Origin of the sequence: Plesiocystis pacifica SIR-1 (genome assembly GCF_000170895.1) — a bacterium.
Classification (GTDB): Bacteria; Myxococcota_A; Polyangia; order Nannocystales; family Nannocystaceae; genus Plesiocystis; species Plesiocystis pacifica.
This window is the reverse complement of sequence record NZ_ABCS01000040.1, coordinates 75,801-82,268: the sequence shown is the minus strand read 5'-3', so window position 1 is coordinate 82,268 and position 6,468 is coordinate 75,801. Positions and strand designations below refer to the sequence as shown.

Annotated in this window: 7 protein-coding genes; 2 read left to right on the top strand and 5 right to left on the bottom strand. The window is 71.1% G+C overall.

Going from position 1 to position 6,468, the window contains the following annotated elements:
• Window positions 1-97: 97 nt before the first annotated feature.
• Genes PPSIR1_RS20645 through PPSIR1_RS20630 form a run of 4 tightly spaced genes read right to left on the bottom strand, consistent with a single transcriptional unit; the run spans window position 98 to window position 3,424 of the window.
• On the bottom strand, window positions 98-904 hold the full coding sequence (locus PPSIR1_RS20645; RefSeq protein ID WP_006973087.1) for an alpha/beta fold hydrolase: 807 nt from the start codon (window positions 902-904) through the stop codon (window positions 98-100).
• 53 nt (window positions 905-957) lie between these two features.
• Complete coding sequence (locus PPSIR1_RS20640; RefSeq protein ID WP_006973086.1) at window positions 958-2,019, bottom strand: TolB family protein; 1,062 nt, start codon at window positions 2,017-2,019, stop codon at window positions 958-960.
• Between the two features lie 18 nt (window positions 2,020-2,037).
• Entirely contained in the window at window positions 2,038-3,069 is a 1,032-nt protein-coding gene (gene arsB, locus PPSIR1_RS20635; protein ID WP_006973085.1) for an ACR3 family arsenite efflux transporter, read from the bottom strand.
• A 22-nt stretch (window positions 3,070-3,091) separates the two neighbouring features.
• Window positions 3,092-3,424 (bottom strand): ArsR/SmtB family transcription factor, encoded by a 333-nt coding sequence (locus tag PPSIR1_RS20630; RefSeq protein WP_006973084.1) that lies wholly within the window; start codon window positions 3,422-3,424, stop codon window positions 3,092-3,094.
• Window positions 3,425-3,543: 119 nt separating this feature from the next.
• Here PPSIR1_RS20630 and PPSIR1_RS20625 point away from each other — a divergent pair, with 119 nt between their 5' ends.
• A complete protein-coding gene (locus PPSIR1_RS20625) occupies window positions 3,544-4,182 on the top strand; it encodes a hypothetical protein (RefSeq protein ID WP_006973083.1) in 639 nt (212 codons plus the stop codon).
• A gap of 12 nt (window positions 4,183-4,194) precedes the next feature.
• Here PPSIR1_RS20625 and PPSIR1_RS20620 read toward each other — a convergent pair whose 3' ends face one another.
• The gene (locus PPSIR1_RS20620) at window positions 4,195-5,625 is read right to left on the bottom strand and encodes an NHL repeat-containing protein (RefSeq protein WP_006973082.1); all 1,431 of its coding nucleotides are present in this window, start codon (window positions 5,623-5,625) and stop codon (window positions 4,195-4,197) included.
• Between the two features lie 133 nt (window positions 5,626-5,758).
• Between PPSIR1_RS20620 and PPSIR1_RS20615 the strand changes: the two genes are divergently transcribed.
• Window positions 5,759-6,442 (top strand): phenylalanine--tRNA ligase beta subunit-related protein, encoded by a 684-nt coding sequence (locus PPSIR1_RS20615; protein WP_006973081.1) that lies wholly within the window; start codon window positions 5,759-5,761, stop codon window positions 6,440-6,442.
• The last annotated feature ends 26 nt before the right edge of the window (window positions 6,443-6,468 follow it).

The following is a 6,468-nucleotide window of genomic DNA, read 5'->3' as shown; positions in this document are numbered from 1 at the left end:
CAGAGAGCTCGACACAAGCCGCGAGTGTGCTGCGATGACACATGCGCCAGATCGTCACACCCGCCCGGCACGCCCTCCTCGCCCGAGGAGAGAGCGGTCAGTCGTCCTCGGACTCTTCGGCGAAGGCGGCGAGCACCTTGGCCAAGGCCTCGGGCTGCTCGCGGTGCGGGTAGTGACCGCACTCGTCGATGACCACCAGGCGCCCGCCGTCGCGCTCGCTCGCGCCCTCGCGCATGTGCTCGACGGTGACCATGCGATCGTCGCGGCCGACCACGAACAAGGTCGTGCCGCGGTAGTCGTCGAGGTGGTGCGCCCAGCCGGTCGGGTCGAAGGACTCCGCGTGGCCCCGCGCCCCGTTCTCGTTGAGCCGGGTCAAGAGCATGCGCCGGGCACCCGGGCCGAAATTGGGCGGAGCGAACCACGTACGCCCGAGCAAGGTGTCCAGCTCCTCGTCGGACTGGGGCAGGAAGGAAGCCAAGGGCGGGAGATCCCGGCCCGAAGGGGTCCAGTCGAGCAGCACCAGCCCGCGCAGATCCGCGGCGTTGATCAGCGCCTCGACGGACAGGCCCGCGCTGGCCAGAGCGGCCCCCGAGCCGTGGCCGACCAGGACCTTGGGCCCCTCGATGGCGGCGCACACCGCCGGCGCCCAGTGGCCCATGAGCAGGTCGAAGCTCGGCGGCGAGTGCTCGGCGTAGAGCCCGTAGCCCGGGGGCTCGACGGCGCAGGCCCACAGGCCGCGGCCCGCGAGCTTGGCGATGAGCTCGGAGTAGTTGCGCGCCGAGTCGCCCACGCTCGGGAAGCACACGAACTTGATCCCGCTCAGGCCGTCCGTCTTGGTCGGACGAACGACGCGTGCGCTGCCCCCGGTCAGAGACAGAACATCATGGGTGAGCTCGAGGACCACGCTCGCTGATGATAACCAAGTTCGGTGTCAAAAAAGGCGTCCACGAGGCCGAGCTATTTCGAGCCTCCGACGACGAGCGCGATCCACAGCCCGTCCCCATTCGGTCCCGCCTCCGACAGAGCAATGCGCGTAATGCTCTGGCCCGCGATGGGCAAAGCCGCGCCCGGGGCCGCCTCGAGCTCGAGACGCTTCCAGCCCAGGCCCTCGCGCCAGCGCCACAGGGCTGCGCCGTCGCCCATCAGCACGCTCCCGTCCGGGGCCCACGCGTAGTCCTGGGTCTCCGTCGCGGCCGGCGTCACCGTCGGCGTGATCACCTCACTCGATCCCGTGGCCAGGTCGTAGGCCGCGATCTCCACTCCGGCGTCCCCAACTCGGGTGAAGGACATGGCCTCGCGCCCGGGGATCATCGCCAGACAGCGCCCCGGATCCTCGGCGATCAGCGCGGGCTCGCGCCCCGGCGCGCGGGCGTGAACGAGGGTGTTCGCGGCCCCATCCTCACCGACCAGGAAGAACGCAGCCCAGCGCGCCTCGGCGTCGAGCCACTGGTGGTAGCCCACGGCGACGAGGGCGTCGAAGAGCTGACCTCGATCCTGCCCCTCGGGGCCGTAGCGCCACAGCTGCTGCACCCCGTCGAGCTCGCGGATGACGGAGATCGAGCCCGCCCCGCCGGGCAGCGGCGTGGCCGAGTACTCGTTGGCTGGGGTGTCGGTCACCTGAGTCGCCGGGCCGTCGGGCAGGGCGTAGCGATAAATGTCGGACTGTCCCTCGCGCACGGAGGTGAACAGGAAGGCCCCGCCGCCCTCGCCCGGTACAAAGCGCGGTTGGTTGTCGTAGCCCTCGCGCGCCGTCGCGTTGCGCAGCGCCGTCACCCGCCACGCCTCGCCTCGCGCGTCGAGGCGCCCGAGGTAGATGTCCGTCGAGGGCACGTTGGCCGCCGTCGAGCTCGCGGTCGTCGTCGCCAACGGAGCTGCCGCGGCCGCCTCCTCGCCCCCATCTCCGGCGCTCGACGGGACCTGCGGCCCCTCGAGGGTGTCCTCCCCCGCGCACGCGACCAGCAGCGACGCGACGCAGGCAAGGGCGACGACGATTGGGGGCGAGATCCGGGCCTGGAGCATGGGCCGAAGCTACCAGCTCTACCCGCTCGAAGGCGCGGGAAAGCGCCCCTTGGTGCGGTTGGCGAAGGCCACCAGCGAGAGCATCACCGGCACCTCGATGAGCACGCCGACGACCGTCGCCAGGGCGGCCCCGGACGACAGGCCGAACAAGCTGATCGCCACGGCGACCGCGAGCTCGAAGAAGTTCGAGGTCCCGATCATCGCCGCCGGCGCGGCGACCTCGAAGGGCAGGCGCAGGGCCAGCGCCAGGCCATAGGCGACGGCGAAGATGCCGTAGCTCTGGATCAGCAAGGGCACGGCGATGAGCACCACGCGTCCGGGCTGGGCGACGATGGTCTGGGCCTGAAAGCCGAACAGCAGGACCACCGTGAGCAGCAGCCCGATGATCGAGGTGGGCTTGAGGCGCCCGGCGAGGGTCTCGACGGCCTCCGCCCCGCCCCGTCGCATCAGCCGGCGCTGGGTCAGCACGCCCGCGCCGAGGGGGATGATCACGAAGATCAGCACCGAGGCCAGCAAGGTCTCCCAGGGCACCTGCAGGTCGGTCACCCCGAGCAGCAAGCCGGCGATGGGCGCGAACGCAACCACCAAGATGATGTCGTTCACCGTGACCTGGACCAGGGTGTAGTTCGCGTCGCCGTTGGTCAGGTGGCTCCACACGAACACCATCGCGGTGCACGGCGCGACGCCCAGGAGGATCATCCCGGCGATGTACTGCTGCGCGTCCTCGGCCGGGACCAGATCCGCGAACACGTGCTCGAAGAAGAGCACGCCCAGCGCCGCCATGGAGAACGGCTTGATCAGCCAGTTGACCACCAGCGTCAGCGCCAGGCCCTTGGGTTTCTTCCCGACCTCGCGCAGGCACGAGGGCTCGACCTTGAGCATCATCGGGTAGATCATCAGCCAGATCAGCACCGCGACGACGAGGTTGACCCGGGCCCACTCCAAGCTCGCGACGAGCTCGAAGGCGGACGGGGCGACCAGGCCCAGGCCGACCCCAGCGGCGATGGCCAGGGCCACCCACAGCGACAAGTAGCGCTCGAAGATTCCCATCTGTCGATGTCTCGATGTCTCTCTAGAGGCCCTCGACCAGGGCCTTGAACAGCGCGACGGCGCCAGGCTCGACGCAGTAACAAACCCGCGGTCCGTCGACCTCCCCGCGGATCAGCCCCGCCGCCTTGAGCTGCTTGAGGTGCTGCGAGACCGTCGACTGGGCCAGCGGCAGCTCGTCGACGATGTCCCCGACGATGCAGCCCTCGTGGCGAACCAGCAGCCGGAGGATCGCCACCCTCGCCGGGTGTGCGAGGGCCTTGGCCAGGCGCGCGAGCACCTCGTTGGCCTCGGACTCGTCCGCGGGTACGGGCGGCGTGGGCTCGGCGGGGGGGCAGCAGGGGGCGGTCTTCGGCATGGCTGAGCGTCAATCGTCGATTTACGATAAACCTGTGCGTTCGTCAACCCCTGGGACTTTCGCGCAGCTCGTTCGGGGAGCTAGACTGACGCCGTCATGGCCGCCTCCGAGAGCCCCGCGTGAGCCGAGAGGCTCCAACGCTCCCTGCGAAGCTCGCCCAAAACCCCAAGCAGCTCGCGCAGGCCCGCAGCGACCAGTCGCGCCAGCTCAAACGGCGCGCCGGGATCCGAGCCGGCGGCGTGCTCGTGTTCTGGGCCGTGCTCGCGGTCTTCATCGGCCTGTCGATGAGCGTCGGCGAGCTCGTGCACGCTGGCTGGCTGATGATCATGGGCGTCGCGGCCTTCCTGTCGCCGGCGGCGATCGTGGTCTTGCGCCGGATCAAGCTGAACGATGAGGCCGACCGCGTCGCCCTCGCCCAGGCCGAAGACGACCCGACCCGGCCCACGCACCTGCGCCCCTCGCTGCTGAGGTTCTACGAGAACACCCACCTCGCCCGCGCGGGCCTGTCCGACGCCCTCGAGCCCGGCGAGTGCGTGCGCTTGCTGTGGGACTGGCGGCGCGGCTTCGAGGGCCTCGGCCCCGAGGACCAAGAGCAGCTGCGCGCCCTCGGCGTGGGGCTCGGCCCGATCGCCCAACTGCTCGACACCCCCGACCGGACCGGCGCGCTGTCCCAGGCCCAGCGCCACGAGGCCGAGGTCCACCTGCTGCACGTCGAGCAGCTCCTCGCCTCCGAGCCCGAAGCCACGATCTACCGCTGAGGGAGGCTCGGCTCAGCCCGGCTTCGCCGCCAGCCGCCAGACCTGATGGCGGACCGCGTCGACCCCGACGATGCTCCCGTCGCCCGCCACGTCGATGCCCATGAGCGCGCCCGCGCCCACGCCCAGGTCGAGCTCGTCGACGAGCGCCCCCTTGCGGTCGAAGGCGTAGATCTTGCCCTGGGCGTTGTCGGTGACCAGCACGACGCTGTTTTTCTCGCCGCCCGGCGGCGTGTACAGGGCCAGGCCCGAGGGCAGCTCCATGCCGACCTCCGAGCCCTCGACGAGGGTGTCGATGCGCGCCCCGATCCACTCCCAGTGCTCCGTCCCGCCCTCGCGGATCGGCAGCATCTCGACCCGCTGGCCCGCGTCGATGTCGACGGCGAGGATCCGGTTTTGGCCCGAGTCGACGGCGAACAGCACCCGCGCCTCCTGGTCGACCTGCATGTGCGAGGGCACCCCCGGGACGTACTCGACCACGCCCACGGCGTAGCGCTCGATGAGCCCGTCGCTGTGGTCGTGGCGCCCGGGCCCGTGGTCGGCCTGGAAGTCGTAGCGCACGATGTCCCCGAGCTCGGCGCAGTCCATGGCCTCGCCGCCCATGAAGTGGTTGCCCCCGCAGCCGTCCATGACCCAGTAGACGTTGTCGCGCTCCCACGCGATGCCCATGCAGTTGGGGCTCTCGTGGAGCATGTCGAGGTGCGAGCCCGGATCGCGCAGCAGGCACCCCTCCTCGCACTCGACGTCGCCCTCTTCGCAGCCCGCCAGACAGGTCGCCTGCGAGTCGGCGACGGGGCCCTCGAAGCTCTCGCCAAAGAAGTCGTACTCGGGGTCGGGCTCGCGCCCGAGCTTGCCGGACCACAGGTTCGGGCCCTGGAAGTCGTTGGGGTCGCGGTAGCCCTTGAACTGGTTGCGGCTCTCCTGGCAAGTCGCAAACGAGCGCGGATCCCCGGGCCCGCCCACGTCGGAGGGCGCGTCGCGGTAAGGGATGTGGTGGGCCCCAAAGGCGACGGAGCTGACGTTGGCCATGTGGTGCACGCCCCACGGGTCGATGACGTGGCGGAAGCTGTGGCCGTCGTCGGCGACGGAGAAGTCCAGGCCGAAGTAGACCGTGACCGAGGGCCAGTGCTGCTCGAGCGGGGCGTTGCGCGGGGGATCGCCGGGGCCCTCCCAGGCCGGCGCGACCATGGGCGCCCGGTTCATGACCCACAGCTCGCTGGGGTCGTCGGGGTTGAAGGCCAGGTCCGTGGGCTCGTCGAGGCCCTCGCCCTCGGCGCTCAGGATCGTCAGCTCGACGGCGTCGAGGGAGTGGCTGCCGTCGCCGAGCACGGCCAGGCCGGACGGCTCGTCGGTCCCGCAGCTCGACGCGGCCAGGGAGGCCAGCGCCACCGGGACGCACAGCCCGAGGGTCGTGAAGGCGAGGCGAGGACGCGAGCGCGAAGCCATGCTTGGGCCTAGCACGGAGCGAGGCGCAGGTCTGCGAGGAAGGCCTGGGCGCCCCTCCCCCGCGAGCCAGCGCCCCTCCAGCCGCCGCCGCGCACGCGTTCGACGCGCCTGGGCTTGGCTATCATCCCCGCCCATGGCCCTCGAGCTCCTCGTCGACGACCACCCCCTGCTCTCGCTCGCGGCCTTCGTCGCCACCTTCCCCGCGCCCCTGGAGCAGTGCCCGAGCCCCCCGGAGCTGCTCGCCGCCCTCGCCGAAGACCCCGGCGTCGATGCCCGCGCCGCCGTCGAGCTCGGCTGGAGCGAAGGCCCACCCGACGACACCCTGCGCAAGGCGGTCCGCGATCTCCTCCGCCAGGGCGGCTTTCGACCCTCGGGGCGCAGCAAGCCCGCGAGCGAGTTCCTGCTCAAGGCCGCCCGCGGCCACACCCTGGGCTCGATCAACCTCGCCGTCGATCTGTGCAACGTGGCCTCGCTGCACGCCGGCGTTCCGATCAGCGTCGTCGACCTCGAGCGCGTCGCCGCCCCCCTGCGCGTGGGCGTGGTCGAGGCCGGGGAGTACGTGTTCAACGCCTCGGGCCAGGTCATCAAGATCGACGGATTGTTGTGCCTGCAAGACGGCGCGGGCCCCTGCGCCAACCCGGTCAAGGACAGCCAGCGCAGCAAGACCCACGCCGGGACCCGCCGGACCCTGTGCGTCGTGTGGGGCGCCACGGCCCTCGGCGCCCGCGTCCAGGCCGCGGCCGACTGGTACGCGGCCCTGCACGCGCGCTGCGGCGCGAGCGTGGAAAAAGCCGTGTGCTCCACCCCGAACGGTTAGAGCGACAATTCGAGAGGCTCCAGGGG